Here is a 26,907-nt window from a genome sequence, read left to right on the forward strand (position 1 = left end):
CGATTGATTGAAGACTATGAGCGCACCCTTGATTGACACCACCAGTTCCTTGGAAGAAGCCATCGCGGCCGCCAGGCCCGCGCCGCGCCGCTCGCGCCAGGCAAGGGTGGTGTGGGGCGACCGGGTCGTCACGGTCGGCGGCGACGCGCCAGTGCGCATTCAGTCGATGACCAATACCGATACGGTTGACGTCATCGGCACCGCCATTCAGGTCAAGGAGCTGGCGATTGCCGGCTCCGAGATGGTGCGCATCACCGTCAACACGCCCGAGGCGGCCGAGGCCGTGCCGCATATCCGCGATCAACTCGACCGAATGGGCATCGATGTGCCCTTGGTCGGTGACTTTCACTTCAACGGCCACCGCTTGTTGACCGACTTCCCGGCGATGGCGCAGGCCTTGTCCAAGTACCGCATCAACCCAGGCAATGTCGGCAAGGGCGATAAGCGCGACCGTCAATTCGGTCAGATGATCGAAGCGGCGGCGCGTTACGACAAGGTCGTGCGGATTGGCGTCAACTGGGGCAGCCTCGACTCCGAGTTGCTGGCGCAGATGATGGACGAGAACGCCGCGCGGGCCGAGCCCTGGGATGCCCAGCAGGTGATGTACCAGGCGTTGATTCAATCAGCACTAACGTCGGCCGCCTACGCACGCGAGCTCGGCCTGAATCCCGACAACATCATCATCAGCTGCAAGGTCAGCGGCGTGCAGGATCTGATTTCGGTCTACCGAGCCTTGGCCAAGCGCTGCGACTACGCGCTGCATCTGGGCCTGACCGAAGCCGGCATGGGCACCAAGGGCACGGTCGCCTCGGCGACTGCCTTGTCCATCCTGCTGCAAGAAGGCATCGGCGACACGATTCGAATTTCACTGACACCGCAGCCGGGCGAAGCGCGCACCCAAGAGGTGGTGGTCGGGCTGGAGATTTTGCAGTCCTTGGGTCTGCGTGCCTTTAACCCGAGCGTGACCGCCTGCCCGGGGTGCGGTCGCACTACCAGCACCACCTTCCAGGAGTTGGCCAAGCAGATCGATGACTTCCTGCGTGCGCAGATGCCGATCTGGCGTGCCAAGTATCCGGGCGTCGAGAATATGAAGGTCGCGGTGATGGGCTGCATCGTCAACGGCCCCGGTGAAAGCAAGCATGCCGACATTGGCATCAGTCTGCCCGGCACCGGCGAAGCCCCGGCAGCCCCCGTTTTCATCGACGGCGAAAAAGCCTTGACGCTGCGTGGCGCCGCCATCGCCGATGAGTTCCAGGTTTTGGTTGAAAACTATATTGAGAAGCGTTTTGGTGGCGTGATCGCTGCCTGAACCAAGTGCCTGAGCTGGATACGAGAATGACTGCAGTTGACTTGAAGACAAACGCCCAGAAGAGCGCGCAAAAGCCAGAAGTCTTGCGTGCCGTAAAGGGCATGAACGATATTTTGCCGGCCGAAGCCGCGCGCTGGGAATGGCTGGAAGACAAGATGCGCAGCGTCTTGCAGCGCTATGGCTATGCCAATGTGCGCACGCCCATCGTTGAGCAGACCGCCTTGTTTGTGCGCGGTATTGGCGAGGTCACCGACATCGTCGAGAAGGAGATGTATGCCTTCGAAGACCGCGCCGACAAGCATGGCCAAGCCGAGCATTTGGCGCTGCGCCCCGAGATGACGGCCGGCGTGGTGCGCGCCATGATCGAGCACTCCTACCTGCGTGACTCGGGCCGCCGTCTTTACTACTTCGGTCCGATGTTCCGGCGTGAGAAGCCTCAAAAAGGGCGCTCCCGCCAGTTCCACCAGATGGGTGTGGAGGCCTTGGGCTTTGCCGGCCCGGATGTCGACGCCGAAGTGATCCTGCTGGGCAGCCGGCTCTTGCGTGAGTTGGGCTTGATCGCCGGTGAGCATTTCACCTTGGAGCTGAACTGCCTGGGCGAAACCGCCGAGCGCCTCGCCCACCGCGAGGCCTTGATCGCTTATCTGGAGCAGCACAAGGACTTGCTGGACGAAGACAGCCAGCGCCGCCTCTACAGCAATCCGCTGCGTGTGCTGGACACCAAGAATCCGACCATGCAGGAGATGGTCAATGCGGCGCCTAAGTTGCTGGACTTTTTGGGCGAGGCCTCGATGGCCCATTTCAACGGGGTGCGGGCCATTCTTGACGCGGCCGGCGTGGGCTATCGCATCAATCCGCGCTTGGTACGTGGCCTGGACTATTACAACTTGACCGTGTTCGAGTGGGTGACCGACAAGCTCGGCTCGCAAGGCACGGTCTGTGGTGGTGGGCGTTACGACGGTTTGATCGAACAGCTGGGCGGCAAGGCCGCGCCGGCGGTCGGCTTTGGCATGGGTATGGAGCGCATGCTTTTGCTGCTGGAGGAGGTGGGCGTGCTGGCTGCTGCGCCGACCTTGCATGCCTACGCCATCGTGCCCTCAAGTCAGGGCCTGCCGCAGGTGATGGTGGCCTTGGAGGCGCTGCGCGGCGCGGGTGTGTCTGTGCAATTCCATCCCGGTCAGAGCAGCATGAAGTCGCAGTTCAAGAAGGCCGATGCCAGCGGTGCCGGCTATGCGCTGATCTTCGGTGAGGATGAGTTGGCGCAGGGTCTGGTGGCCGTCAAGCCACTGCGCCGCGAAGGCGGCGAGCAGGGGATGCGCAGTATTTCTTGTGCCGCTGATTGGGCCGCCGAGCTGCTCAACGCATAATCGCGGGCTAATTTCGCCCATTTCTATTCCAATAAATTCCGAGCAAATTTCATCCATGGCGACGCATCTCGATCTCGAAGAACAAGAACAGCTGGACCAGCTGAAGGCTTTTTGGAAGCAATATGGCAACCTGATCACCTGGACCATCACCTTGGTGTTGGCCGGCTTTGCGGCCTGGAACGGCTGGACCTGGTGGCAACGTGATCAGGCCGTCAAGGCTGCGGCCATGTATGAAGAGCTTGACCGTGCTGTGCAGGCCTTGGATGCCGACAAGGCCGGGCGCGTGTTTGGTGATCTGAAAGAGCGCTACCCGAAAACGACTTACACCGCCCAGGCGGCGATGCAAGCGGCCAAGCTGCAATACGACAAGGGTCAGGCCGAGGCTGCGCGCGCCAGCTTGGCTTGGGCGGCCGACAACGCCGCCGACGATGAGTACCGTGATCTGGCGCGTCTGCGTTTGGCCGGTTTGCAAATGGAAGCCAAGCAATTCGCCGAGGCCGCCAAGACGCTTGATGCGATCAAGTTGCCCGACTTCACCGCGCTGCAGGCCGACCGCCGTGGCGATTTGTTTGTGCTGCAGGCCAAGCCCGAGTTGGCGCGCGCCGAGTATCAAAAGGCCTATGCGGCGATGAATAGCAAGCAGGACTATCGTCGTTTGATCGAAGCCAAGCTGGCAACCCTGGGCGTGGCGTCCGTAGAAGCGGCCGCTTCCGGGGCGGCCAAGGGAGCCGCCAAATGATCGGCAAGAACTTCGTTGCTGCGGCTCTGTTGGTCGGCTTGCTGGCCGGCTGCTCCGTATTTAGCTCGTCCACGGCGACGAAGCCCGCTGTGTTGGAGCAGGTGACGCCCGCCATTGCCGGCACTGTGGTCTGGACGGCTCGGCTTGATAGCGTCAAGTTTCCACTTTCGATCGCGGCAGTTCGAGATCAATTCGTGGTCGCCGGCGGGGACGGCACGGTGCAGTCGCTGCAAGCCAGCGATGGGCGTGCGCTATGGAGTGCCAATGTCGGTCAAAAGCTGGCGGCCGGAGTGGGCAGTGATGGCCGCTTTGCCGCCGTCGTGACAACGGGCAATGAAGTGGTGGCGCTGGAAGAAGGCCAGGTGATCTGGCGCAAGACGCTGCCGACGCCGGTCGTCGCGGCGCCCTTGGTGGCCGGAGAGCGGGTTTTCGTGCTGACGGTTGACCGTCAAGTGCATGCGTTTGATGCAAAAAATGGCGACAAGATATGGATCTTGCGCCGCCCGGGCGAGCCCTTGACGTTGGCGCAGCCGGGCGTGATTGCAGCCTACAAAGACACCTTGATCGTTGGCCAGGGTACCCGCATGGCGGGTGTTGACCCTTTGCGCGGCACGATCCGCTGGGAGGCCAGTGTGGCCAGCCCGCGAGGCACCAATGAAGTCGAGCGTCTGGCCGATTTGGTCGGCCCCATCGTGCGCAGCGGCGAGACGCTTTGCGCTCGTGCTTTCCAGTCGGCTGTTGGCTGTGTCAATGCCGAGCGCGGCAGTCTGATGTGGACGCGCAATGTCGGTGGCACCTTGGGTGTCGGCGGCGATGCGAAGCAAATCGTCGGTGGCGATGCGTCCGACCGCCTAAGCGCCTGGAGCACGCCCAATGGTGATGTGCTTTGGACCGCCGAGCAGTTTCTCAATCGGCGTTTGAGCTCGCCGCTGTTATTGGGCGCTACGGTGATTGTGGGGGACTTCGAGGGCTATGTGCACTTCCTCTCTGCAGCCACCGGCAAGACGCAGCTGCGCCTCTCCACCGATGGCTCGGCCGTGGTTGCGGCGCCCGTCGTGCTGGGCAACACGATCTTGATAGCCACCCGAAATGGTGGCCTGTTTGCCATGCGACCCGAATAGGACCGAAAATCGGTGCCTGATTCCTTGTGCGAATCGGCCTTGAATTCTTTGTAGTGAGAAAAATAAAAATATGAAACCCGTCATCGCCCTGGTAGGTCGCCCCAATGTGGGCAAGTCCACGCTCTTCAACCGGTTGACCAAGACGCGTGATGCGATCGTGGCCGACTTTGCCGGCCTGACCCGCGATCGCCATTACGGGGATGGCCGCATCGGCAATCAAGAGTTCACCGTCATCGACACCGGCGGCTTCGAGCCCGACAGCACCACCGGCATCGTCAAAGAGATGGCCAAGCAGACCCGCCAAGCGGTGGCCGAGGCCGACGCGGTGGTTTTTGTGGTCGATGTGAGGCTGGGCCTGTCGGCGCAGGATTCGGACATTGCGCGTTATCTGCGCCAAGCCAGCAAGCGCATTTTCCTGTGCGTCAACAAGGCCGAGGGCATGAGTGAATCGCCGCTCCTGGGCGAGTTCTTTGAGCTCGGCATGGGCGAGCCTCATCCGATTTCGGCCTCGCATGGCCAGGGCATCCGTAGCCTGATGGAAGCGGTGCTGGAGCCGTTTGAGTTCGAGGACGAAGAAGAGGGCGCGGAAGAACAGGCGCCGGACGGCGTGATTCGCCTGGCTGTGGCCGGCCGCCCCAATGTGGGCAAGAGCACCTTGATCAACACTTGGTTGGGTGAGGAGCGCCTGGTGGCCTTCGATATGCCCGGCACCACGCGCGACGCCATCAGCGTGCCCTTCGAGCGCAACGGTCAGAAGTTCGAGTTGATCGATACGGCCGGTCTGCGCCGCAAGGGCAAGGTGTTCGAGGCGGTTGAAAAGTTCTCGGTCGTGAAGACCTTGCAGGCGATTGCCGACGCCAATGTGGTGCTGCTCTTGCTGGATGCAACTCAAGGCGTGTCGGACCAAGATGCCCATATTGCCGGCTACATCCTGGAGAGCGGCCGCGCGGTGGTCTTGGCCATCAATAAATGGGACGCCATCGACAGCTATCAGCGCGAGATCTTGCAACGCTCGATCGTGCAGCGCCTGGGCTTCTTGAAGTTCGCCCCGATTCACAATATTTCGGCCCTCAAGCGCCAGGGCATCGCGCCCTTGTGGGGGGCATTTGCCGACGCCTATGCCTCGGCTTTCCGCAAGATGACGACGCCGGTATTGACCCGTCTGATTCAGGAGGCGGTCGAGCACCAAACGCCGAAACGCAGCGGTCACTTCAGACCCAAGCTACGCTATGCCCACCAGGGCGGCATGAATCCGCCCCTGGTGATCGTGCATGGCAATTCGCTGGAAGGTGTGACCGAGGTCTATAAGCGTTATTTGGAGGGCCGCATTCGCGCGCACTACAAATTGGTCGGCACACCGATGCGCATTGAAATGCGCTCTTCGAAGAATCCGTTCAGCGACAAAGACTGAACTCTGCCAGTGGCCTCACGGGTCAGCGCTTGCGCGCCTGTGTTAAGGTCGAATCTATATTTTTTAACCCTCTCACAACACGGAGCATATCGTGAGTAATAAAGGCCAACTTCTGCAAGACCCCTTCCTGAACCTGCTGCGCAAAGAGCATGTGCCGGTGTCCATCTATTTGGTCAACGGCATCAAGTTGCAAGGTCAGATCGAGTCCTTCGACCAGTATGTGGTGCTGCTGCGTAATACCGTTACGCAGATGGTCTACAAACACGCTATTTCGACCGTGGTGCCGGGTCGGGCGGTGAACTTCCATACCGCCGACGGCGGCGAAGACGACAGCGCTGCCTGAGCGTTGCATTCCGCTTAGTCGAACAGAGACCAATCTAATCACCTTGGCATCCTCCTCCTCTCACTTGGCCCACGCCGCGCAACCGCCTCCGGACGAGGCTCGTGCGATTCTTGTTGGCGTCGATTTCGGCCGTTCTTCCAAGGCCGGATCACCGTTCGATGCCACCCTCGATGAATTGGCCTTGCTGGCTGAGTCGGCCGGTGACACGCCGGTGGCGCGCGTCATTGCACGCCGCCAAGCACCCGACGCCGCACTCTTTGTCGGTTCCGGCAAGGCCGACGAGATTAAGCTGCTGGTACAGGCCCATCAGGCCCACACGGTCTTGTTTGACCAGGCGATTTCGCCCGCTCAGCAGCGCAATCTGGAACGGGTGTTGGGGGTGCCGGTGGCGGATCGCACCGCCTTGATTTTGGAGATTTTTGCCGCTCGGGCCAAGAGTGCCGAAGGCAAGATGCAGGTCGAATTGGCCAGGCTGCAATATCTGGCCACACGACTGGTGCGGCGCTGGAGCCATCTGGAGCGTCAAAGCGGCGGTATCGGCATGCGTGGTGGTCCCGGCGAGGCGCAGATCGAGCTTGATCGACGCATGATCGACGACCGCATCAAGACCATCAAGGAAAAACTCAAGAAGGTTGAGCGCCAGCGTAGTACGCAGCAACGGGCCCGCGCACGTAATAGCGTATTTCGTGTGTCGCTGGTCGGATATACCAATGCCGGTAAGTCGACGCTCTTCAATGCCTTGGTGAAGGCGCGCACCTACGCCGCTGATCAGCTGTTCGCGACCCTGGATACGACCACCCGCTCACTTTATCTGGAGCAGGCGGGCACCAGTGTGTCGCTGTCGGATACCGTCGGTTTCATTCGCGACCTGCCGCACAAGTTGGTGGTGGCGTTTCGCGCGACCTTGCAAGAGGCCGCTGATGCCGATTTGTTGCTTCACATCGTCGATGCCGCCTCGCCGGTATTGGATGAGCAGATGTTGGAAGTGGAGCGAGTGCTGGATGACATCGGCGCCGCGTCTATCCCGCAAATCATTGTTTACAACAAGCAAGACATGCTTGAAGAAGATCAGCGCCCGCGCGAAATGCTTGACTGGGTCGAGCGCCCAGGCGACGGCGACGGTGCTGGCCTGCGGGCCGCGCGCGTCTTCGTCAGCGCGCTGGACGGCAGCGGGCTTGATATCTTGCGTGAGCAAATTGTGTTGGCTATGCAGAGCCACCAAGGTGAAATCGCCACGTCTGCTGCGGCCTTGAATTTTCCTGAGCCTCCCCCAGATAGCGAAGTTGAGCTTGATCCCGAAGACTTAAGCGCGGAAAACGATATGGATTCCGCAGCAACCCATCCCACACAGGCATGAGCATGAATACCTTTGAGCCAGTGAGCCGTCAGCGGCAAGTGCAAAACGGCACGGCCGGTCGATTGAAGCCCTTGGCTGCGGCCGCCATGGCCTTGCTTGCGGGCTTGTTGCCTAGCGGCTGGCGTGCCGGCCGGCATGAGAGCAATGGCCGCAATGACGGTCCGCCCGACCTTGACGAGTTGTGGCGCGATTTCAATCGCAAGCTTTCCGGCTTGTTCGGAGGCAAGCCCGAGGGTTCGGGCGGCAACGATTCGGGTGGCGGTGGAAATAACTTTCAAGCTCCCGACATGAAAAACGCCGGCATCGGTGCAGGCCTGATCGGTGGCGTCGTGCTACTGGGTTGGCTGGGCAGCGGTTTCTTCATTGTGCAAGAAGGCCAGCAGGGCGTCGTAACCTCATTCGGTAAATTCAGCAAGACGGTCGAGGCGGGCTTTCAGTGGCGCCTGCCCTATCCTTTTCAGGCCGATGAGATTGTCTCGGTGACCCAGTTGCGGCAGGTGGAAGTGGGTCGGAATTCGGTCGTTGCTGCGACCGGGCTGCGCGATTCTTCGATGTTGACCTTGGACGAGAACATAGTCGACATCCGTTTCACCGTGCAGTACACGCTGAAAAACGCGCGCGACTTTCTGTTCGAAAACCGCAATCCGGACGAGGCGGTGACCTTGGCGGCAGAGTCGGCGGTGCGGGAAATCGTCGGCAAGAGCAAGATGGATTCGGTACTTTATGAGCAGCGCGATGCCATCGCTGTGGATTTGGCCAAGTCGGTGCAGGCTCAGCTCGACCGCTTGAAAGCTGGCATTCAGATCAAGAACGTCAATGTGCAAAACGTGGCGCCTCCCGAGCAGGTGCAGGCCGCGTTTGATGACGCGTTCAAGGCGGGTGCTGATCGTGAGCGCCTGAAGAACGAAGGTCAAGCCTACGCCAACGATGTAATTCCGAAGGCACAGGGCACCTCGGCCCGCTTGCTGGAAGAAGCCGAAGGCTACAAGTCTCGTGTGGTGGCGCAAGCGGAAGGTGATGCGCAGCGTTTTCGCAGTGTCCTGACCGAGTATCAGAAGGCGCCGGGTGTGACGCGGGATCGGCTCTACATCGACACGATGCAACAGGTCTACTCGAACGTCAGCAAGGTCATGGTTGATAGCCGCAGCGGTTCAAATCTACTCTATTTGCCCTTGGATAAATTGGTCCAGCAGGCTGGTGGAACGGTCACTGCGACCGCTCCCGCGCCGGTGCCTTCGACCGATGGCGCGGCACCTGCTGCCGCCAACGATGTTCGCTCGCGCGACGGCTTGCGCAGCCGTGACGGCCGCTGAGTCCAGGGAGTTACACAGATGAATCGTATTGCCTCTATCGTTGTCGGTGCCTTGATCGCATTTATGTTGGCCAGCTCCACGCTGTTCATCATTGATCAGCGCCAGTTCGCCGTTGTCTATGCCTTGGGTGAAATCAAAGAAGTTATCACCGAGCCGGGCTTGAAGTTCAAGCTGCCGCCACCTCTGCAAAATGTGGTTTTGCTGGATCGCCGCGTGCAAACCCTGGACAGTCCAGAATCGCGGCCGATATTTACCGCTGAGAAGAAAAGTTTGGTGATTGATTGGCTGGTGAAGTGGCGCGTGGCCGAGCCGCGCCAGTTCATTCGCAACAATGGCGCCGATATGCGTAACGTTGAGAATAGGCTGAGCCCGGTTGTGCAGGCGGCGTTCAACGAGGAGGTCACCAAGCGTACCGTTTTGGCGGTCTTGTCCACCGAGCGCGACAAGGTCATGAATGACGTTCGCAAGCGGCTCGAAGATGAGGCCAAGCAGTTCGGTATCGAGATCTTGGACGTGCGGATCAAGCGCGTGGACTTTGCGGCCAACATCACCGATTCGGTCTATCGCCGGATGGAGTCCGAGCGCAAGCGGGTCGCCAATGAGTTGCGCTCTACTGGCGGCGCCGATGGCGAAAAGATTCGCGCCGACGCGGATCGTCAACGCGAAGTGATCGTGGCTGAGGCCTACCGGGATGCTCAGAAGATCAAGGGCGAGGGCGACGCGAAAGCATCTGCTTTGTATGCCGACGCTTTCGGGCGTGACCCTCAATTCGCCCAGTTCTATCGTTCGCTCGAAGCGTACCGGACCAGCTTCCGCAACAAGACCGACGTGATGGTTGTCGACCCTAGCAGCGACTTCTTCAAGGCGATGCGCGGCTCGGGCTCCGCCGGTTCGGCCGCTCCGGCGCCGGCGCGCAAGTAATAGAACCGGGCCGTCTGTTTTGTCCGATTCTTTGTGGATGGCCTTGGCCCTGATGCTGGTGATTGAAGGGCTGTTGCCCTTCATCAGTCCGGCCGCATGGCGGCAGGTTTTTGCCCGCATGTTGGCGATGAGCGATGGTCAGATCCGATTCATTGGTTTGTCCAGTATTGCGGTCGGTGCTCTTGCTTTGTTGTTTGTGTGGAGATGAGCGGCTCCTTGCACTTGCCTAGCATTTACCCCCGGTACAATGCCGTTTTTAACCGGATCCACTATCAACATGGCTTCTGCCTGGCTGCTGCCTGAGCACATTGCCGATGTGCTGCCTTCACAGGCTAGACGCATCGAGGAACTCCGCCGCGAACTGCTGGACATGGCACGCAGCTATGGCTGCGAATTGGTGATGCCGCCCTTGTTGGAGCACCTGGATTCGCTGCTTTCCGGTACCGGTCATGCGCTTGATTTGCAGACCTTCAAACTGGTCGATCAATTGTCCGGGCGCAGCCTTGGGCTGCGCGCTGACACCACGCCGCAAGTTGCCCGCATCGATGCTCATTTGCTGAACCGCGCTGGAGTGACGCGGCTTTGCTATTGCGGCCCTGTGCTACACACGCGGCCGGCAGGCTTGCATTCCACGCGCGAGCCGCTGCAATTCGGCATTGAAATTTACGGGCATGGTGGGCTCGAGGCCGACCTTGAGGTGCAGGAACTGGCGTTGGATGCCGTCCAGCGAGCCGGCTTGAAGCACACGACCTTGGATTTGGGTGATGCCCGTTTGGTGCGCGGCGTACTCGGTGAAGTGGTCTTGAGTGCGGCGGCGATGGACGAGTTGGTCTCGGCCTTGGCAACCAAGGACAGTGCCGCTTTGGGCGCTTTAAGTCAAACCTTGCCGCTTGGCGTGCGCCAGGGGCTTCAGCAGTTATTGTCTTTGTACGGCGGGATTGAAGTCCTGAGCTTGGCTCGCCAGCAGTTGCCGGCCCACCCTTTGATCACGGCGGCTCTGGATGACTTGCAGTGGTTGTCTGCGCATTTGTTGCAGACCCATCCCGAGACTCGGCTTGGTTTTGACTTGGCTGATCTGACTGGGTACGCGTATTACAGCGGAGTTCGTTTCGCGCTGTATGCCGAGGGGTCAAGCGACGCGGTATTGCGCGGTGGGCGTTACGACGAGGTTGGTGCGGTTTTTGGGCGCCGTCGTCCTGCGGTCGGTTTCAGTCTCGACTTGAAAGCTCTTGAGGCTTTGAGCCCGCCGACACCTCTGCGTGCGGCGGTCAAGGCACCCTGGAGTGAGGCCGCGGGTTTGCGTGCCGCGGTGCGGGCCTTGCGCGCGGCGGGTGAAACTGTGGTTTGTGTCTTGCCGGGCCACGAACACGAAGGTGATGAATTCGACTGCGACCGCGAACTGGCGCAGATCGATACACAGTGGGTGCTGCGCGCGCTTTGAGCCGCAGTTCACCGAAGAATCTAAATTTTTGATCAGCGGGTAATCAAAATGAATAGCGAAATTGCGCGTGGCCGTAATGTGGTCGTTGTAGGAACCCAGTGGGGTGATGAAGGCAAGGGCAAGGTTGTCGATTGGATGACCGATCACGCGCAAGCCGTGGTGCGCTTTCAGGGTGGTCATAACGCCGGCCACACATTGGTCATCAAGGGCGTCAAAACCGCCTTGCAATTGATCCCTTCGGGCATCATGCGCGACGGCGTGGCTTGTTATATCGGCAACGGCGTTGTGGTCGATCCGACGCATTTGCTGAGCGAGATCGAGCGTTTGGAAAAAGCCGGCGTGGAGGTGCGTTCGCGCCTCTTCATCAGCGAGTCCTGCCCTTTGATCCTGCCTTTCCATGTGGAAGTGGACAAGGCTAGGGAAGCCCTGCGTGAGAGCAGCGGCGCCGGAAAGATCGGCACCACCGGCAAGGGTATTGGCCCGGCTTACGAAGACAAGGTCGCTCGCCGTGCATTGCGCGTGCAGGACTTGAAGCATCCGGATCGTTTCGCCAAAAAGCTGCGTGAGTTGTTGGCACTGCACAACTTCGCTTTGACCGGCTACCTGAATTCGACGGCCTTGGAATTCCAGCCGATCTTCGATCAAGCGATGAAGATGGCCGAAATCATCAAGCCGATGATGGCCGATGTTGGGTACTTGATCCACAAGGCCCATTTGGCCGGCGCCAATGTCTTGTTTGAAGGTGCGCAGGGTACGCTGCTGGACATTGATCACGGCACTTATCCCTATGTGACCTCGAGCAATTGCGTTGCCGGCAATGCCGCCGCCGGTGCTGGGGTGGGCCCGCAGATGCTGCATTACATGCTCGGCATCACCAAGGCGTACACCACCCGCGTTGGCTCGGGACCATTCCCGACCGAGCTGGATTGGGAGGTGCCCGGCACCGTCGGCTACCACCTGGCGACCGTCGGTCAAGAGCGCGGCACGGTCACGGGGCGCGCGCGTCGTTGCGGCTGGTTTGACGCCGCTGCGCTGAAGCGCTCGGTCATCATCAATGGCATTACCGGCCTATGTATCACCAAGCTTGATGTGCTGGATGGTCTGGCCGAGATCAAGATGTGCGTCGGCTATGAAATCGATGGTCGTCAACTCGACATCCTGCCTTTGGATGGAGACGAAATTGCCGCGTGCAAACCCATCTTCGAGACTTTCCCGGGTTGGTCCGAGGTGACCTTCGGTGTGACGCAGTGGGATGCCTTGCCGCAGAATGCTCGCAATTATCTGCAGCGCATCAAGGAAGTGATTGGCGCGCCGATAGACATGGTCTCTACCGGCCCGGATCGCGAGCACACCATTTTGCTGCGCCACCCCTATCAGGCTTGAAGCGCTTAGTTTTTAATTCATCAAACAGGAGTTGTCCTTTATGTTGACCGATGACGGCAAGCATTTGTACGTGTCCTGGGACGAGTACCACATGTTGACTGAGCGCTTGGCGCTGAAGATTCATGCATCCGGCTGGGACTTTGATCAGATTTTGTGTTTGGCCCGTGGCGGTATGCGCCCTGGTGATGTGTTGTCGCGGGTGTTTGACAGGCCGCTGGGCATCATGTCGACGAGCTCCTATCGCGCCGAGGCCGGCACGATTCAAGGTCGTTTGGACATTGCCAAATACATCACCATGCCCAAAGGCGATTTGGCTGGCCGGGTTTTGCTGGTCGATGATTTGGCCGACTCGGGCGTGACACTGAAGGCGGTGGTGGAGCGCCTGCGCGGCATGCCCGCTATCACCGAGTTGCGCTCGGCGGTGATCTGGACCAAGGGTGTGTCGACTTACACGCCGGACTACTATGTCGAGATGCTGGAGAGCAGCCCTTGGATACATCAGCCGTTTGAAGAGTATGACGATATGCGGCCGGACGCATTGGCCAAGAAATTCGTCGTCTAAGTTCAGCGACTGGCCTTATTCAATGCAAGCAACAAGCCGACTTTGTGAATGCGAGTCGGCTTGTTTTATTTGTGCCGACTTGGATGCAACGTCGTTCGTGACAAGCTTGGCAAACTGTTTGCACAATGAAAAATGGCTGCGTGTCATACGACAGGCAGCCATTTCAGTAATCCGGGTATTTTGTCTTTTTTCTATTGGCAAGCTTGTTGCCACATATAAATCTTGGTGCCCAGGAGAGGACTCGAACCTCCACGGAGTTACCCGCTAGTACCTGAAACTAGTGCGTCTACCAATTCCGCCACCTGGGCATCTCAGGAAAGCAAGGATTCTATCATCAAAAATATTAAAAGCGCAAGTGCGGCCCCGCAAGACAGCGCGGGATTGCTGGGCGAAATCGAAGGGGTGGTGCAAGGGCACCGCGATGGTCATGGTTTCCTGATTCCCGATGTGGGCACTCAGGACGTCTATTTGTCGGTTCAGGAGATGCGCGCCGTCATGCATGGCGACCGTCTGCGGGTGCGCATTGTCCGTACCGATAAACGGGGGCGGCCCGAGGGGCGGGTGCTGGAAATCTTGGAGCGTAAAAAGCGCCCCATCATCGGGCGGCTGTTATTGGAATCGGGGGTGTGGTTGGTGGCGCCCGAGGACAAGCGCATGGGCCAAGACATTCTGATTCCCAAGAACGGGCTGGCCAATGCGACGGCGGGCCAAGTGGTCGCGGTGGAATTGATCGAGCCGCCTTCGCTGTACTCGAAGCCGGTTGGCCGGATCGTTGAGGTGTTGGGTGAAATTGACGACGCCGGCATGGAGATCGAAATCGCCGTGCGCAAGTACGAGGTGCCGCATCGCTTCAGCGCCGAAACGCTGGCGCAGGCCGGCAAGTTGCCGGAAAAGCTGCGCGCCGTAGATTTGAAACAGCGCGTCGATTTGCGTGACGTCGCCCTGGTGACGATTGACGGTGAAGATGCGCGCGATTTTGACGACGCGGTCTACTGTGAGCCGCACAAGCAAGGGCGTGGCAAGACGGCTTTCAGTGGTTGGCGTTTGTTGGTGGCGATTGCTGATGTCAGCCATTATGTGAAGCCGGGCGACCCCTTGGACGGCGATGCTTATGAACGGGCGACCTCGGTCTATTTCCCGCGTCGAGTCATCCCGATGCTGCCGGAAAAGCTTTCCAATGGCCTGTGCTCGCTGAATCCGAATGAAGATCGCTTGTCGATGGTCTGCGATATGTTGGTCACCGAAAGTGGTGAGGTTCAGGCCTATCAGTTCTACCCGGCCGTGATCCGCTCGCATGCCCGTTTCACCTATACCGAGGTGGCGGCGGTGCTGGGCAATACCCATGGCCCCGAGGCCGCCAAACGGCGCGAATTGGTGCCTCATTTGCTGCATCTGCATGAGGTTTACCGGGCCTTGCTGGCCGAACGAGGGCGCCGTGGTGCGATCGACTTTGATACCGTAGAAACGCAAATCGTCTGCGACGACAACGGCCGTATCGAGAAGATCATTCCGCGTACCCGTAACGAAGCGCATAAGCTGATCGAAGAGGCGATGCTGGCGGCCAATGTTTGCGCGGCTGATTTCATTGCGCATTCCAAGCATGGCTCCTTGTTCCGTGTCCATGAGGGGCCGACGCCCGAGAAGCGCGTCGCCTTGCAGGCCTATCTGCGCGCCCTGGGGCTAGGGCTGTCGATCAGCGACAACCCCAAGCCCAGCGAGTACCAGGCGATTGCCGCAGCCACCAAGGATCGCGTAGATTCGACGCAAATCCACGCCATGCTCTTGCGTTCGATGCAACAGGCGATCTATACCTCGGCCAACGCCGGGCACTTCGGTCTGTCATACCTGGCCTACACCCATTTCACCAGCCCGATTCGGCGTTACCCCGATTTGCTGGTGCACCGGGTCATCAAGGCGATTCTGGCCGATAAGCGTTATCACCTCGACAGCGGCAAGATGGATGTGCCGATGGCGGCTAAACGGCCGGGCCGCGCGGCGCCCATTGACCCCGCCAAGGCGAGTACCGAAATTGAGCGCTGGGAGGTGGTGGGTGCGCATTGCAGTGCAAATGAGCGGCGTGCCGATGAGGCCTCGCGCGATGTCGAAGCCTGGCTCAAATGCCGCTATATGCGCGAGCATCTGGGTGAGGAATTTGCCGGAACCGTCAGCGCCGTCACCAGTTTTGGCTTGTTCGTTCAGCTGGATGCGCTCTATGTCGAGGGCTTGATTCACATCACCGAATTGGGCGGTGAGTACTTCCGCTTTGATGAGGTTCGGCAGGAATTGCGCGGAGAGCGCAGCGGTCTGCGTTATGCGACCGGCGCGCGCGTGCAGGTGCAGGTCAGTCGGGTTGATTTGGATGCACGCAAGATTGATTTCCGCCTCGTTACCGACAACGAGGAGGCCAAGCTGGTGGCGAGGGCGATGCGCGACAAGGCAGGGCTTGGGGCGGCCGAGCGTCAGCCCGGCAACTCCGTCGAGGCCTTGGAGCAAGTACGGCGTACCGATCGCGAAGTCAAGAGTGACGCCAAGAATGCCCGCAAGGGTAGGCAGGCTCGTGGTGGTGGTGGGGGTGGTCAAGCTGCCGCGCATCCCGTCAAGGCTGCGCGTCAGACGGCGCGTGGTGCGGCTTCGCCCAAGTCGGGTGCTGCCGTTGCCGCCGAGCCGCGCGCTCGCAAGCGCCGTTAGCTTGACCTGGGATCGGCGTGGAATGCGTGCATGCGCTCCACCAAATCGGCCGCGCGCAAAGGGCCGGCCGCTTGGGTTTCGGCGGCCAAGCCATGCCAATGGCAAGCCAGGCTGGCGATGTCAAAGGGGTCGGCCTTGGCTTGCTGTGCCCAAAGCCCGCCGAGCCAGCCGGCCAGCACATCGCCGCTGCCTGCAGTGGCCAGGGCTGAGCTGCCGCTGGAGTTGATGGCGGGCCGGTGATGCGGGCCGGCGATGATGCTACCCGATCCTTTCAGAACAATATGGCAGGCCAGTTCATCGGCCAATCTCTGTGCGGCGGCAACGCGGTCGGCCTGAACTAGCGCTGTCTCACAACCTAACAAGCGTGCGGCTTCGAGCGGGTGCGGGGTCAAAATAGTGGCCAGGCCCAAGGCTTGCCGTTGCTTGAGCAATGCACGCAAGGATGCGTTGGCAGAGACGGCGTTCAAGCCGTCGGCGTCGAGAACCAGGCGCTCGCCATGCTGGAGTAGCGTGGCTAAGTGGTCGGCGATTTCGCTGCCTCCGCCGCAGCCGCAGACCAACACCTTGCTGGACCATGCAGCGGCCGTCGAACCCGTCAGCTGCGCCTGATCGAAGCGCATCAACTCCGGCCTCTGCGGGTCCACTTCATCTGCCGGCCCGCCCAGCAGGCTGGCGTAGACGCGGCCGGCGCCGGCCGCGAGGGCGGCGCGCGCAGCTAATCGTGCGGCTCCACGCATGCCGGGGGCGCCGCCAATTACCAGTACATCGCCTTGGCTGCCTTTGTGCTTGGCGTGGCCGGTGGCGGCTTGACTCCGCCAATGCTTCAAATGTTCGGCGCCGAGCAGCCGTGCGTCCTCTGTTGTTGGCGAGCGAACGTCCAAATCATCGAACCAAATTTGCCCGCAATGCTCACGGCCTTCAGCGGTGAATAGGCCTGGCTTGAGAGTCAGTAGTGCCAAGCAATGCTGGGCGCGCACGGCGACTGCTCCGGTCAAACTGCCCTTGTCTGAATGCAGGCCACTCGGAAGGTCAAGTGCCAACACCGGCGCGGACAGCTCGTTCAATGCGTGGATGGCGGCAGCCATCGCGGGGCTGGGCGCGCGGCTCAGGCCCAGGCCGAGCAGGGCGTCCAGCGCCAAGCGCGTACCTGCCGGTGCGCTCATATCGTTGCTGATCTTCAGGCCGGCTTGCTGCGCTGCAGCCAAGGCGGCGGCGGCATCAGCGGGTGGGTTGCTGGTGCCGGCGATCAGGCTGACTTGCACCGGCACGCCCCGCTGGTGCAGCAGTCGCGCCGCCACCAAGCCGTCGCCGCCGTTGTTGCCGGGCCCGCAGGCAATCCAGATGGGCCCTGCATCGTTTGGGGCTAAGGCCAAGCTCAAGCGGGCTGCCGCCAAACCGGCGCGCTCCATCAGGCTGTCGGTTTGGCGACTTGGCGCAAGGGCGGCCAAGGCCTCGGCCTCAATGCGGCGGCTGCTGGCCGCGTTGAACAAGGGCCAATTGACCTGGGTGGGGAGGAGTCGGGTTAGCACGCCGACAGCTTGTCAGGCGAAGCGGCAAATGTCTAGCCCCGTGATGTCGGGGGCCTCGCCGCCGCGCTCGCGGCCGGCGACTTGAGTCGCCAAGGCTCGGGCGGCGCCGCAGGCCAGCGGCCACCCCAGTACCGACGCGGAACCCTGTGCCAGATTCAACCAGATACCGTCTCGGCCGCTTGCCCCGAGCAGGGGTAGGCCGTCGGCCGCCAGCGCTTGCGAACCCTGCCATTGTTGTATCTGGCTGTTGAGCATCGAGCCCGGGAACCAGTCGTTCAGAATGCGGTGCAACAGAGCGTGAGTCGAGGTCTTCTGGCGTTCGCTGGCGGCGCCTGGCTCGATGCCACCGGCAAGCCGAATCCGCTGCCCGATGCGGCTGATCGAGACTTGCTGTTGTTGGTCAAACAAGGCGGCCCTGGGTCCAAGGTCGGGGTAGGCCTCAAGTTGTCGCAGTGGTGCGGTGATCGAGTAGCCGTGTACGGTGGTCAGAGCCGGCTTGAGTTTCAATGTCTGCAACAGGCTGGCGGCGCCTGCGCCGGCGCAGATGATGACGGCATCGAAACTGTCTTCGATGCAGCCCATTGGCGCCGGTCGGGTGTCGCCGCTGTCGTTGCTTTCCCCGTTCTCGGTCTGCCGAGGGCGCTCGGCCAGATTGGCCGGCGGCGGTGTGTATTCGTGAATCAGTCGCGCAGGTGCGCCGGGTGTCAGTTGCCGCACCGTCGTATGAAAGCGAAATTGCACGCCCAGACGCTGTGCCGCGATGCGCATCAGATGGGTGAATTGCCGGCAGTTGCCCGCCTCGCCTTGCTCCAAATGCACGCCGCCATGCAGTTGGGTGTCTGGATTCAGGCCGGGCTCAATGCGCAGGCATTGTTCGGCCGACAATACTTGTGCGCTTATGTCCTGTTGTCCCAGCAGGGCCAAGCCAGCCTGCGCGGTGCTCAATTCGCGCTCGCTACGCAGCAGCACCAGCACGCCGTCGGCGCGCTCGTAGTCCATCTGCAAGCTGCGGCGCAGTTCTGCTAGTCGTGCATGACTGAAAAGAGCCAGCTTCAGCAGGCGCTCATGCTGTTCGTTTCGAGTTTTGTCACGGCCGGCGCGCCAGCGTTGCCAGCCCCAGGCCAGCTTGGCGCCGCCGCCAAGGCACGGCAGCTGCGGAGGGCTCCACGGCAAGCTCAGGCCGGGGGCGGTGATGCCTGCGTTCGCAAAGCTGCCCTCGGCGGCAACGCTGCCGCAGCGCTCGAAGACGGTGACCTGGTGCCCATCTGCTGCGCATTCGTAGGCGGTGGTGACGCCGGCAATGCCGGCCCCGATGATGGCAATGCGCATCTCAATATTCTCTGCTCAACGTATTTTCAACAAGCTGGCTCAACCCCAGCGCTAAGTCATCTAGTCCGGTCATGCGCCAAGCCATCAAGGACATCGCTAACTCGTCGAGTCGATGGCGGGGAGGCGAGATCGCGATGCCGCCGCGTGGACTGATGGCCCGGAACGGAAGGGCTCGCTGCTCGCTGCGAGCTGCTTGACTGCCCGGCTCCAATACACAAACGGTCTGCTTGGATCAATGGCGGCGCCAAAGCGTGCCAGTGTAGTGCCTCAAGGCGTGACGACGTTGCGGCGACTCAATGGGTCGGCTGCGGTGGTGGTTTGAGTCATGATCTGCTGCCCGGTGATGGAGGGGGGTCTCAATGCCTCCGCCTGACGGCCTTCGGGGTGGGTCCGAGGATCGTGTATACTCCTTGGGTTTTGCTGAGCGAACAAGGGTTTGCCCTTGTCTCGATTGGTGAATCATCGGTAAGTTTTTGTACGTCAATCGCAAACCGGCCACTCAGAGGTGTTGCTGCTGTATTCGAGTTCTATCGTTAGTGCGCATTTGCTTGCGCTAGCGAATGAGCGTCAAGCTGCAGAGCAATTCGGGCCGGATTTAAGACACAACCTTCGGAGTCAATGAATATGTCCGTAACAATGCGCGAAATGCTGGAAGCCGGCGTCCACTTTGGTCACCAAACTCGTTTTTGGCACCCCAAGATGGCCCCGTATATCTACGGCCACCGCAACAAGATTCACATCATCAACCTCGAGAAGACGCTGCCTGCGTTTGAAGAGGCGATGACTTTCATCCGCAATCTGTCGTCCAAGGGTGGCCGCATCATGATGATTGGCACCAAGCGCCAAGCTCGTGAAGTGATCGCTTTGGAAGCCCAGCGTTGCGGCATGCCTTATGTCGACCAGCGTTGGTTGGGCGGCATGATGACCAACTTCAAGACCGTCAAGGTTTCCTTGAAGGCGTTGAAGGACATGCAGGCTCAAGTTGATGCTGGCACGCAGCCCGCCATCAAGAAAGAAGCCTTGATGTTTCAGCGCGACTTGACCAAGCTCGAGCGCAATATCGGCGGCATTCAGGATATGAATGGTCTGCCTGACGCCATCTTCGTGATCGACGTGGGTTTCCACAAGATCGCCGTGGCCGAAGCCAAGAAGCTGGGTATCCCGGTCATTGGCGTGGTTGACACCAACCACTCGCCAATCGGTATCGACTACGTGATCCCAGGTAACGATGACTCGGCCAAGGCCGTGGCTTTGTATGCCCGCGCCGTGGCCGATGCGGTGCTGGAAGGTCGTGCTAACGCCGGTAACACCGTCGTGCAAGCCGCCGCTCCTGCAGGCGACGAGTTCGTGGAAGTCAGCGAAGGCGCTTAAGTTCTCGGCGCTTAAATAAGGAGGGGGCTGATTCAGTCCCCTTTTTTTCAAAGCATAGCTTTTTGGTTTGATCGGGTGGCGATTGTTGTCTTGCCCGCAAACCGCTTGAATACGGAGATTAATAATGGTTGCAATTACCGCAAGCATGGTGGCTGAGCTGCGTGCCCGCACCGACGCCCCAATGATGGAGTGCAAGAAGGCACTGACCGAAGCCGAAGGCGATCTGGTCCGTGGTGAAGAAATTCTGCGCGTCAAGCTGGGCAACAAGGCCGGTAAGGCTTCGTCGCGCGTGACCGCCGAGGGCGTTGTTGCTGCTGCCGTGATCGGCAACACCGGCGCTCTGCTGGAAGTGAACTGCGAAACCGACTTCGTGACCAAGAACGATGCGTTCCTGGCTTTCGTGAATGCTTGCGCCGTGTTGGCTGCCGAGCATGCCGTTGCCGACGTTGCGGCCCTGGCTGCCTTGCCTTTGGCGCAAGAGGGTTTTGGCCCGACGGTGGAAGACGTGCGTCGCGGCTTGATCGGCAAGATCGGCGAGAACATGTCGCTGCGCCGTATCAAGCTGTATGCATCGGGCGCCAAGCTGGCTTCCTATCTGCACGGTACACGCATTGGCGTGATGGTTGAGTTCGACGGCGACGAAGTTGCCGCCAAGGACGTCGCCATGCACGTGGCTGCGATGAAGCCCGCTGCCCTGTCGTCTGCCGATGTTTCGGCAGAATTGGTCGAGAAGGAGCGCAAGATCGCTGCCGAGAAGGCTGCCGAGTCCGGCAAGCCTGCCGACATCGTCGCCAAGATGGTCGAAGGTTCGGTTCAGAAGTTCCTGAAGGAAGTTTCCTTGCTGGATCAGGTCTTCGTCAAGGCAGCGGACGGCAAACAAACCGTCGCCGGCATGCTCAAGGATAAGGCTACGACGGTCAAGGGCTTCACGCTCTACGTTGTGGGCGAGGGCATTGAGAAGAAGGTCGACGACTTTGCTGCCGAAGTGGCCGCGCAAGTGGCCGCAGCCAAGGGGCAATAAGCTCCGACGCAAGACAAAGGGCGCCACTGGCGCCCTTTACACTTGTGCCGCTGCGCGGACGCTCACGAGGCTTGAGCGTGGCGGTGCAAGACAGTAGTAAGTGCCGCGACTCAGCAGCAACCCTGTACCAACCTAGCATCAAGAGGTCAAGATCATGCCCGCGTACAAACGCATTCTGCTCAAGCTCTCCGGCGAAGCCCTGATGGGCGATGACGCTTTCGGTATCAATCGCGCGACCATTGTGCGGATGGTGCAAGAAATTCGCGAAGTCACGCAAACTGGCGTTGAGGTCGCGGTAGTGATCGGTGGTGGCAATATCTTCCGCGGTGTGGCCGGTGGTTCGGTCGGCATGGACCGAGCGACGGCCGACTATATGGGCATGCTGGCCACGGTGATGAATTCGCTCGCTCTGGCCGACACCATGCGTCAAGAAGGCATCGTGGCGCGGGTGATGTCAGCCATTGGCATCGAGCAAGTCGTCGAGCCCTATGTGCGTCCCAAGGCCTTGCAGTATCTGGAAGAAGGCAAGGTTGTCGTGTTCGCTGCCGGCACCGGCAATCCCTTTTTCACCACCGACACGGCCGCTGCGCTGCGCGGTGCGGAAATCGGCGCCGAGATCGTTCTGAAGGCAACCAAGGTGGACGGCGTTTATAGTGCCGACCCGAAGAAGGATCCGTCGGCCACGCGCTATTCCCGGATCTCGTTTGATGACGCGATCAGCAAGAATTTGCAGGTCTTGGACGCTACCGCCTTTGCGCTGTGCCGTGACCAAAAGCTGCCGATCCGGGTTTTTAGCATCCTGAAAACGGGGGCGCTGAAGCGGGTCGTTATGGGTGAGGATGAAGGCACACTGGTCCACGTTTGAGCGTAGAGCAGCGTTAATTAAGAAATGATGGGTGAATCAGGTTATCAAGGTCGAGAATCATGAGCATTGCAGACATCAAGCAGAACGCCGAAGCAAAGATGGCGAAGTCGATCGAGGCTTTCAAAGGCGAGTTGCACAAAATCCGTACCGGTCGTGCCCACCCGGGCATTCTGGACCAGGTCAGCGTTGACTATTACGGCAGCTTGGTGCCGATTACCCAGGTTGCCAATGTGACCCTGTTGGATGCCCGCACGATCAGCGTGCAGCCTTGGGAAAAAGGCATGGGCGCCAAGATCGAGAAGGCCATTCGTGAGTCCGATCTGGGCTTGAATCCCGCGTCGCAGGGCGACTTGATTCGGGTGCCAATGCCGGCGCTGAACGAAGAGCGCCGCCGCGACCTGACCAAGTTGGTACGCAATGTCGGTGAGGATGCCAAGATCGCGGTGCGTAATCTGCGCCGTGACGCCAACGAACAGGCCAAGAAGCTGACCAAGGAAAAGTTGATCAGCGAAGACGACGAGCGCCGCAGCCTTGACGATGCGCAAAAGCTGACCGACCGTACGATTGCCGAAATCGATCGCCTGATCGCCGGCAAGGAAGCCGAAATTCTGGCTGTTTGAGTGGGCATAGCCGAGTGACAAAAGACGCAAAGGCCGCTAGTGGCGAACAAGCGGCGGGGCCGCGCCACATCGCCATCGTGATGGACGGTAATGGTCGCTGGGCCAAAAAACGCTTTCTGCCGCGTTTTTTTGGTCACAAGGCGGGTGTCGATAGCTTGGTCAAGGTGGTGCAGGCCTGCATCGACCGTGATGTCGAGTATTTGACCGTCTTCGCCTTCTCGTCCGAGAACTGGAAGCGACCCAGCGATGAGGTTTCCGGCTTGATGGGATTGGTGTTGGCGGCGGTCTCGCGCTACCTGGCCAAAATGGGGCGGATGGGCGTGCGCATCCGCATCGTAGGTGACCGTGATGCCGTGTCGCCTAAGTTGCGTAATGCCTGGAATGAGGCCGAGTCGGCCACCGCGCACAACACCAAGCTGACGATGTCGGTGGCCTTCAATTACGGCGGCCGCTGGGACATTGTGCAGGCCTGCAAGGCGGCGATCAATGCCGGCGTACCGGCAGCCGAGTTGACCGAGGCGCGCCTGTCCGAATTCATGGCAATGAGCTACGCCCCCGATCCAGATCTGTTTATCCGTACCGGCGGCGAGGTGCGCATCAGCAACTTCATGCTCTGGCAAGTGGCCTATACCGAGTTCGTGTTTTCCGATTGCCTCTGGCCCGAGTTCGGCGAGAAGCAGCTTGACGCCGCGATCGAGACCTTCCGTGAACGAGACCGGCGTTTTGGTGGTGTCAAAGAGGCACCGGCCGTGGCCGGTGCGTAGTCCTCATGCTTAAAACTCGCATCATCACGGCCGTGGCCTTGTTGGCCGTCTTGCTGCCGGCTTTGTTCGCGGCGCAGTCGCTGCCCTTTGCCTTGCTGACCTTGCTGATGATTGGCGCAGCCGGCTGGGAATGGTCGCGCCTGAACGGCGTTGCGGGCGCGTCCGCCTTGGGCTTCGGCTTGGTCGTGGCCCTGCTGGCCTGGGCCAGTTATATGGCGCTGGGCATGCGGCCGGTTCCCGCCTGGTGCTGGTGGGTGGCAAGTTTGGTCTGGGTGCTGGGTGGTGCTTATGCGCTGCGCGGGGGTCCTAGCCGCTGGCCTCATGCCTCAAAATGGCTGCGCATGGTTCTTGGCGCATTGGTTTTGGTGGCTGCTTGGGCCGCGATGGTGCAGGCCAAGGCCACCGGCATCAATTTCCTGCTGTCGATTTTTTGCCTGGTCTGGATGGCCGACATCGCCGCCTATTTCGGTGGACGCGCCTTTGGCCGCCGCAAACTGGCCCCGACCATCAGCCCGGGTAAAAGTTGGGAGGGCGTTTGGTCCGGCATGTTGGGCGTGATTGCCTTGGCCTTGGTCTGGGCTTTTTATATCGACACGCATTTGGCCGTGGATTCGCCCAGCCTGTATCAATTGCTGCTCAAGCGTCAGCCCCTCCCGATTGGCTTGCTGGCCTTGGTTTTTCTTGGTGGCATGAGTGTGGTCGGCGATTTGTTCGAGTCCTTGTTGAAACGGGCTGTCGGAGCCAAGGACAGCAGTCAATTGCTGCCTGGTCACGGCGGTGTGTTGGACCGGGTTGACGCCTTGCTACCGGTGTTTCCGCTTGCCTTGGCCCTGAGTTCTTTGAGTGCATTTCCATGAGCAGTTACTCGCGTCCTCAGCGCATCACGGTGCTGGGTTCGACCGGCTCCATCGGCGTCAATACGCTGGATGTGCTGTCTCGCCACCCCGAGCGTTACGAGGTTTTCGCACTCAGTGCGATGAGTCGCGTCGATGCCTTGCTGGCCCAGTGCTTGCAGTGGCGGCCGCGCTTTGCGGTAATGCCTGCTCGCGCATTGGCGCAAGATTTGCGCCTCAAGTTGCGCGAGCAAGGCAGCAAGACCGAGGTGCTGGATGGCGCCGAGAGCTTGTCCGAAATTGCCGCTCACCCCGATGTTGACATGGTGATGGGCGCCATCGTCGGCGCGGCCGGTTTGGCGCCTTGCTTGGCCGCTGCACGTGCCGGCAAGCGGTTGCTGCTGGCCAATAAAGAGGCGATCGTCGTTGGCGGAAAGCTCTTTATGCAGGCGGTGGAGCAGGGCGGCGCGACCTTGCTGCCCATTGACAGCGAGCATTCGGCGATTTTTCAATGTCTGCCTGAGGACCGCAAGACCTGGCCCCAGCGCATCGATCACATCGTGCTGACGGCGTCCGGTGGGCCGTTTCGCCAACGCGATCCGGCCACGCTCGCCGAGATCACGCCCGAACAGGCTTGCGCGCATCCGAACTGGGTGATGGGCCGAAAAATCTCGGTCGACTCGGCCACCATGATGAACAAGGCGCTGGAGGTGATAGAGGCGCGCTGGTTGTTTGGCCTGGCGCCCGAGCAGATCAAGGTCATCATCCATCCGCAAAGCATCATTCATTCGATGGTCGTGTGCCGTGATAAATCGGTGCTCGCTCAACTCGGTACGCCAGATATGCGGGTGCCGATTGCCTATGGCCTGTCCTTCCCAGAGCGGATCGAGGCCGGCGCCAGCCGCCTGGATTTGCTCAGCGGGCCCTCATTGAGTTTTGAAGATGCCGACGAGCGCCGCTTCCCTGGCCTGTATCTTTCCTGGCAAGCGCTGCGCGGCCCCGAAGGTGCGACGGCGGTCTTGAATGCCGCCAACGAGGAGGCCGTCGAGGCGTTTCTGACGGGGCGCCTGCGCTTCGATCAGATTCACCGAATCAATTGCGAGAGCCTCGAAGCGATCCAGCCGGAGGCGGGTGAATGCGGCGCCGTGGCTGGCCTGCTGGGCCTGGATGCGCGGGCACGCCGTCACGCTCAAGGCCTGATTGCCGGGTTGGTGGCATGAGCACCTTGTTGGCATTCTTGCTGACGCTGGCGGTGCTGGTGGTCGTGCATGAATACGGTCACTACCGTGTGGCACGCGCCTGTGGAGTCAAGGTTCTGCGTTTCTCGGTAGGTTTTGGCAAGGTCATCTGGCGGCGCCAAAGCAGCCCGGATGCAACCGAGTTCACGCTCTGTGCCCTGCCCTTGGGGGGTTATGTCCGCATGCTGGATGAGCGCGAGGGGCCGGTCGAACCGGCACTGCGCTCACAAGCTTTTAACAACCGGCCCTTGCGGCAGCGCGTGGCGGTGGTGGCGGCCGGGCCCTTGGCAAACTTGGCTCTGGCCGTGCTGCTGTTTGCTGCAGCCATGTGGGTAGGCACCAGCGAACCCAAGGCGTTGTTGGGCACGCCGGCGGCCGAGTCGGTGGCCGCGCGGGCGGGCTTGCGGGCGGGTGACTGGGTGCGGGCGAGTTCCACGGACGGGCAGCAATGGCGTGATCTGGCCTCCTACACCGAGCTGATGTCGACCGTGCTGGAGGCCTCGTCCACCGGTGAAGCCGTTCATCTGGATGTGTCCGATGCCAGTGGCCATGGGCGTCGTAGCTTGGTGCTCGACACCGCTCGCCTGAACGCGGCCAGCGTTGACTCGGCGAGTTTGCGCAAGCTGGGCCTGACGCTCTACAGCGAGGCGGTCTTGGGCATGGTGTCTGAGGGCGGCCCGGCAGAGTTGGCAGGCTTGCAGGCGGGCGACCGCGTGCTTGCCGTTGACGCTGTGGCGGTCGTAGACGCCGCTGGCCTGCGCGAATTGATTCGCCAGTCGGTGCGTGTCGATGGCCTTGGCCCGGTCAAGTCGGTCTGGTTGATCGAGCGCGGAGGGCGGCGCTTGGAACTGGAGGTGAGCCCACGTGCCGTCAATGATGGTGGTCAGACCATCGGCCGAATCGAGGCGATGGTGGGTGCGGCCCCGGTGATGGTAAAGGTTAGCCGTGGCTTCTTCGAGGGGCTCGCACTGGGCGCACAGCGCACCTGGAGCGTGTCATGGATGACCTTGAAAGTGTTCGGCCGCATGCTGATCGGCGAAGCCTCTTTGAAAAATTTAAGCGGCCCTTTGACGATTGCCGATTACGCGGGCCAATCCGCTAGATCCGGCGTCTCTCAGTATCTTGGCTTCTTGGCGCTGGTCAGTGTCAGCCTCGGTGTACTGAACTTGCTGCCGCTGCCAATGTTGGACGGTGGACACCTGATGTATTATCTTTTCGAGGGTTTAAGCGGCCGCCCGGTCTCGGAGTGGTGGCAAACGCAACTGCAGCGCGCAGGTGCGTTGATCCTGATGCTGATGATGGCCCTAGCCCTTTCTAACGACGTGGTCCGCTTGACGGGCCTGCATTGACTCTATTTGCATGTCCTCATCTCTAAGAACGGG

24 protein-coding genes and 1 tRNA gene are annotated in these 26,907 nt (G+C 60.5%); 22 read left to right on the top strand and 3 right to left on the bottom strand.

What is annotated here, in order from left to right; translation table 11 throughout:
• Positions 1-16 precede the first annotated feature (16 nt).
• The 13 genes from ispG (at position 17) to LNV07_RS01595 (ending at position 13,267) form a co-directional block, all read left to right on the top strand.
• A complete protein-coding gene (gene ispG, locus LNV07_RS01535; RefSeq protein WP_263569404.1) occupies positions 17-1,309 on the top strand; it encodes a flavodoxin-dependent (E)-4-hydroxy-3-methylbut-2-enyl-diphosphate synthase in 1,293 nt (430 codons plus the stop codon).
• A 26-nt stretch (positions 1,310-1,335) separates the two neighbouring features.
• A complete protein-coding gene (gene hisS, locus LNV07_RS01540) occupies positions 1,336-2,676 on the top strand; it encodes a histidine--tRNA ligase (RefSeq protein ID WP_263569405.1) in 1,341 nt (446 codons plus the stop codon).
• Between the two features lie 55 nt (positions 2,677-2,731).
• Positions 2,732-3,415: a YfgM family protein gene (locus LNV07_RS01545; RefSeq protein ID WP_263569406.1), complete on the top strand. Its 684-nt coding sequence runs from the start codon at positions 2,732-2,734 to the stop codon at positions 3,413-3,415.
• A complete protein-coding gene (gene bamB / locus LNV07_RS01550) occupies positions 3,412-4,536 on the top strand; it encodes an outer membrane protein assembly factor BamB (protein WP_263569407.1) in 1,125 nt (374 codons plus the stop codon). The genes LNV07_RS01545 and bamB overlap by 4 nt, the downstream gene beginning before the upstream one ends.
• A gap of 70 nt (positions 4,537-4,606) precedes the next feature.
• Complete coding sequence (der, locus tag LNV07_RS01555; protein WP_263531929.1) at positions 4,607-5,947, top strand: ribosome biogenesis GTPase Der; 1,341 nt, start codon at positions 4,607-4,609, stop codon at positions 5,945-5,947.
• A 91-nt stretch (positions 5,948-6,038) separates the two neighbouring features.
• Complete coding sequence (gene hfq / locus LNV07_RS01560; RefSeq protein WP_263569408.1) at positions 6,039-6,290, top strand: RNA chaperone Hfq; 252 nt, start codon at positions 6,039-6,041, stop codon at positions 6,288-6,290.
• A 43-nt stretch (positions 6,291-6,333) separates the two neighbouring features.
• Complete coding sequence (gene hflX / locus LNV07_RS01565; protein WP_458296240.1) at positions 6,334-7,647, top strand: GTPase HflX; 1,314 nt, start codon at positions 6,334-6,336, stop codon at positions 7,645-7,647.
• An 86-nt stretch (positions 7,648-7,733) separates the two neighbouring features.
• Complete coding sequence (gene hflK, locus LNV07_RS01570; protein WP_263569744.1) at positions 7,734-8,960, top strand: FtsH protease activity modulator HflK; 1,227 nt, start codon at positions 7,734-7,736, stop codon at positions 8,958-8,960.
• A gap of 18 nt (positions 8,961-8,978) precedes the next feature.
• Complete coding sequence (gene hflC / locus LNV07_RS01575; RefSeq protein WP_263569409.1) at positions 8,979-9,881, top strand: protease modulator HflC; 903 nt, start codon at positions 8,979-8,981, stop codon at positions 9,879-9,881.
• Positions 9,882-9,918: 37 nt separating this feature from the next.
• On the top strand, positions 9,919-10,089 hold the full coding sequence (locus LNV07_RS01580) for a DUF2065 domain-containing protein (protein ID WP_263569745.1): 171 nt from the start codon (positions 9,919-9,921) through the stop codon (positions 10,087-10,089).
• Positions 10,090-10,158: 69 nt separating this feature from the next.
• The gene (locus LNV07_RS01585; protein WP_263569410.1) at positions 10,159-11,322 is read left to right on the top strand and encodes an ATP phosphoribosyltransferase regulatory subunit; all 1,164 of its coding nucleotides are present in this window, start codon (positions 10,159-10,161) and stop codon (positions 11,320-11,322) included.
• Between the two features lie 48 nt (positions 11,323-11,370).
• Positions 11,371-12,705 carry an adenylosuccinate synthase gene (locus tag LNV07_RS01590; protein WP_263569411.1) on the top strand — a complete coding sequence of 445 codons (1,335 nt, stop codon included), beginning with the start codon at positions 11,371-11,373 and terminating at the stop codon, positions 12,703-12,705.
• Positions 12,706-12,745: 40 nt separating this feature from the next.
• Positions 12,746-13,267 carry a phosphoribosyltransferase gene (locus LNV07_RS01595; protein WP_263569412.1) on the top strand — a complete coding sequence of 174 codons (522 nt, stop codon included), beginning with the start codon at positions 12,746-12,748 and terminating at the stop codon, positions 13,265-13,267.
• Between the two features lie 223 nt (positions 13,268-13,490).
• Here LNV07_RS01595 and LNV07_RS01600 read toward each other — a convergent pair.
• Positions 13,491-13,575: transfer RNA gene (locus tag LNV07_RS01600), tRNA-Leu, on the bottom strand.
• A 76-nt stretch (positions 13,576-13,651) separates the two neighbouring features.
• On the opposite strand from LNV07_RS01600, the gene rnr reads away from it, so the two are divergent.
• Positions 13,652-15,955, top strand: coding sequence for a ribonuclease R (rnr, locus tag LNV07_RS01605; RefSeq protein WP_397545518.1), 2,304 nt, complete (start codon positions 13,652-13,654; stop codon positions 15,953-15,955).
• On the opposite strand, the gene LNV07_RS01610 is transcribed toward rnr, so the two are convergent.
• Together LNV07_RS01610 and LNV07_RS01615 are read right to left on the bottom strand one after the other, a co-directional pair.
• Positions 15,952-17,484, bottom strand: coding sequence for an NAD(P)H-hydrate dehydratase (locus LNV07_RS01610; RefSeq protein WP_263569413.1), 1,533 nt, complete (start codon positions 17,482-17,484; stop codon positions 15,952-15,954). The genes rnr and LNV07_RS01610 overlap by 4 nt on opposite strands.
• Positions 17,485-17,496: 12 nt before the next feature.
• A complete protein-coding gene (locus LNV07_RS01615; protein ID WP_263569414.1) occupies positions 17,497-18,813 on the bottom strand; it encodes an FAD-dependent oxidoreductase in 1,317 nt (438 codons plus the stop codon).
• A gap of 624 nt (positions 18,814-19,437) precedes the next feature.
• Here LNV07_RS01615 and rpsB point away from each other — a divergent pair.
• From rpsB to rseP, 8 genes are all read left to right on the top strand, one after another.
• The gene (rpsB, locus tag LNV07_RS01620; RefSeq protein WP_263569415.1) at positions 19,438-20,184 is read left to right on the top strand and encodes a 30S ribosomal protein S2; all 747 of its coding nucleotides are present in this window, start codon (positions 19,438-19,440) and stop codon (positions 20,182-20,184) included.
• Between the two features lie 124 nt (positions 20,185-20,308).
• Positions 20,309-21,205, top strand: a complete 897-nt coding sequence (gene tsf, locus LNV07_RS01625) for a translation elongation factor Ts (RefSeq protein WP_263569416.1) — start codon at positions 20,309-20,311, stop codon at positions 21,203-21,205.
• Between the two features lie 154 nt (positions 21,206-21,359).
• On the top strand, positions 21,360-22,070 hold the full coding sequence (gene pyrH / locus LNV07_RS01630) for a UMP kinase (RefSeq protein ID WP_263569417.1): 711 nt from the start codon (positions 21,360-21,362) through the stop codon (positions 22,068-22,070).
• Between the two features lie 59 nt (positions 22,071-22,129).
• Entirely contained in the window at positions 22,130-22,690 is a 561-nt protein-coding gene (frr, locus tag LNV07_RS01635; protein ID WP_263569418.1) for a ribosome recycling factor, read from the top strand.
• 14 nt (positions 22,691-22,704) lie between these two features.
• Positions 22,705-23,454, top strand: coding sequence for a polyprenyl diphosphate synthase (gene uppS, locus LNV07_RS01640; RefSeq protein ID WP_263569419.1), 750 nt, complete (start codon positions 22,705-22,707; stop codon positions 23,452-23,454).
• A 5-nt stretch (positions 23,455-23,459) separates the two neighbouring features.
• On the top strand, positions 23,460-24,311 hold the full coding sequence (locus tag LNV07_RS01645; RefSeq protein ID WP_263569420.1) for a phosphatidate cytidylyltransferase: 852 nt from the start codon (positions 23,460-23,462) through the stop codon (positions 24,309-24,311).
• Positions 24,308-25,507, top strand: a complete 1,200-nt coding sequence (locus LNV07_RS01650) for a 1-deoxy-D-xylulose-5-phosphate reductoisomerase (protein WP_263569421.1) — start codon at positions 24,308-24,310, stop codon at positions 25,505-25,507. Before LNV07_RS01645 ends, LNV07_RS01650 begins: the two co-directional genes overlap by 4 nt.
• Positions 25,504-26,874, top strand: a complete 1,371-nt coding sequence (gene rseP / locus LNV07_RS01655; RefSeq protein ID WP_263569422.1) for an RIP metalloprotease RseP — start codon at positions 25,504-25,506, stop codon at positions 26,872-26,874. Before LNV07_RS01650 ends, rseP begins: the two co-directional genes overlap by 4 nt.
• Positions 26,875-26,907 lie beyond the last annotated feature (33 nt).

Source organism: Roseateles oligotrophus, from assembly GCF_025717515.1.
GTDB lineage: Bacteria > Pseudomonadota > Gammaproteobacteria > Burkholderiales > Burkholderiaceae_C > Paucibacter_A > Paucibacter_A oligotrophus.

Bases quoted from the DNA above. Each gene is read 5' to 3' on its own strand.
- LNV07_RS01615 (WP_263569414.1), bottom strand. From the start codon at position 18,813: ATGCGCATTGCCATCATCGGGGCCGGCATTGCCGGCGTCACCACCGCC.
- rpsB (WP_263569415.1), top strand. From the start codon at position 19,438: ATGTCCGTAACAATGCGCGAAATGCTGGAAGCCGGCGTCCACTTTGGT.
- rseP (WP_263569422.1), top strand. From the start codon at position 25,504: ATGAGCACCTTGTTGGCATTCTTGCTGACGCTGGCGGTGCTGGTGGTC.
- tsf (WP_263569416.1), top strand. From the start codon at position 20,309: ATGGTTGCAATTACCGCAAGCATGGTGGCTGAGCTGCGTGCCCGCACC.
- pyrH (WP_263569417.1), top strand. From the start codon at position 21,360: ATGCCCGCGTACAAACGCATTCTGCTCAAGCTCTCCGGCGAAGCCCTG.
- frr (WP_263569418.1), top strand. From the start codon at position 22,130: ATGAGCATTGCAGACATCAAGCAGAACGCCGAAGCAAAGATGGCGAAG.
- ispG (WP_263569404.1), top strand. From the start codon at position 17: ATGAGCGCACCCTTGATTGACACCACCAGTTCCTTGGAAGAAGCCATC.
- hflK (WP_263569744.1), top strand. From the start codon at position 7,734: ATGGCCTTGCTTGCGGGCTTGTTGCCTAGCGGCTGGCGTGCCGGCCGG.
- LNV07_RS01590 (WP_263569411.1), top strand. From the start codon at position 11,371: ATGAATAGCGAAATTGCGCGTGGCCGTAATGTGGTCGTTGTAGGAACC.
- hflC (WP_263569409.1), top strand. From the start codon at position 8,979: ATGAATCGTATTGCCTCTATCGTTGTCGGTGCCTTGATCGCATTTATG.
- LNV07_RS01580 (WP_263569745.1), top strand. From the start codon at position 9,919: ATGGCCTTGGCCCTGATGCTGGTGATTGAAGGGCTGTTGCCCTTCATC.
- LNV07_RS01595 (WP_263569412.1), top strand. From the start codon at position 12,746: ATGTTGACCGATGACGGCAAGCATTTGTACGTGTCCTGGGACGAGTAC.
- LNV07_RS01645 (WP_263569420.1), top strand. From the start codon at position 23,460: ATGCTTAAAACTCGCATCATCACGGCCGTGGCCTTGTTGGCCGTCTTG.
- LNV07_RS01650 (WP_263569421.1), top strand. From the start codon at position 24,308: ATGAGCAGTTACTCGCGTCCTCAGCGCATCACGGTGCTGGGTTCGACC.
- bamB (WP_263569407.1), top strand. From the start codon at position 3,412: ATGATCGGCAAGAACTTCGTTGCTGCGGCTCTGTTGGTCGGCTTGCTG.
- LNV07_RS01585 (WP_263569410.1), top strand. From the start codon at position 10,159: ATGGCTTCTGCCTGGCTGCTGCCTGAGCACATTGCCGATGTGCTGCCT.
- LNV07_RS01545 (WP_263569406.1), top strand. From the start codon at position 2,732: ATGGCGACGCATCTCGATCTCGAAGAACAAGAACAGCTGGACCAGCTG.
- der (WP_263531929.1), top strand. From the start codon at position 4,607: ATGAAACCCGTCATCGCCCTGGTAGGTCGCCCCAATGTGGGCAAGTCC.
- hisS (WP_263569405.1), top strand. From the start codon at position 1,336: ATGACTGCAGTTGACTTGAAGACAAACGCCCAGAAGAGCGCGCAAAAG.